General features: G+C 54.8%; 2 tRNA genes and 3 rRNA genes. All 5 read right to left on the reverse strand.

Annotated elements, in window-relative coordinates:
* Positions 1–153 (reverse strand): 23S ribosomal RNA (locus GJ688_RS19885); the annotation flags it as partial.
* Between the two features lie 84 nt (positions 154–237).
* Positions 238–313, reverse strand: a tRNA-Ala gene (locus GJ688_RS19890).
* 5 nt (positions 314–318) lie between these two features.
* Positions 319–395, reverse strand: a tRNA-Ile gene (locus tag GJ688_RS19895).
* 51 nt (positions 396–446) lie between these two features.
* Positions 447–563 (reverse strand): 5S ribosomal RNA (rrf, locus tag GJ688_RS19900).
* Between the two features lie 302 nt (positions 564–865).
* Positions 866–954: ribosomal RNA gene (locus GJ688_RS19905) — 16S ribosomal RNA — on the reverse strand; the annotation flags it as partial.

A 954-nucleotide genomic window follows, 5' to 3' on the forward strand; every position in this document is an offset into this window, starting at 1 on the left:
CGATGTCCGGATATGACTCCGGACGGGTTGCCCCATTCGGGTATCCACGGGTCTATGCCTGCTTACGGCTCACCGTGGCTTTTCGCAGTTATCCGCGCCCTTCTTCGCCTCTCAGCGCCTAGGCATCCACCGTATGCCCTTACTAACTTGACCTTATAATTGCGCTTTACATTTACCTCTGTGTAGTTTTCAAGGAACAAAATGCCGCCGCAAAAGCAGCGGCATTATTTGCATATATGGTGGAGATGAGCGGGATCGAACCGCTGACCCCCTGCTTGCAAGGCAGGTGCTCTCCCAGCTGAGCTACACCCCCACATATGGTGGGCCTAGGTGGACTCGAACCACCGACCTTACGATTATCAGTCGTACGCTCTAGCCAGCTGAGCTATAGGCCCCTATGGACCTGACAAGGTTACCTTATCAGGATTTCGCCGGTTACCCGGTCGATCCGGCAGCGACCTACTCTCCCAGGGACCAACGTCCCAAGTACCATCGGCGCAGGAGGGCTTAACTGCCGTGTTCGGGATGGGAACGGGTGTGACCCCTCCGCCATTGCCACCAGATCAGTTTGTAGTTGTTGAGGTCCATCCGGTTCTTCACCAGAGTTTAGAGTTTACTATACCCGGTTGAGCTTTTCAACCGGTAAGTTTCTCCAGTCCCTCAAAATCAAACAGTTGTGTCGCGCTGCGTGCGTAACCTTTCCGTTCAGACCTGTCCCATCTAGTCGCTTGCGAGATTGCCTCGCTTGCACACCTTGTTGGGAGGTCTCCGTTCGGTTCGACCTCGACATCTCACTGCGTAGAGGTTTCGTCCCTTCACTAGAAGACTAGCAAGGTTCACCCTCTACCGTGACGAGTCTCCATAGAAAGGAGGTGATCCAGCCGCACCTTCCGATACGGCTACCTTGTTACGACTTCACCCCAATCATCGACCCCACCTTCGGCGGCTGGCTCC

The organism is Heliobacterium mobile (assembly GCF_009720735.1).
In the GTDB taxonomy this organism is placed as follows: Bacteria; Bacillota; Desulfitobacteriia; order Heliobacteriales; family Heliobacteriaceae; genus Heliobacterium; species Heliobacterium mobile.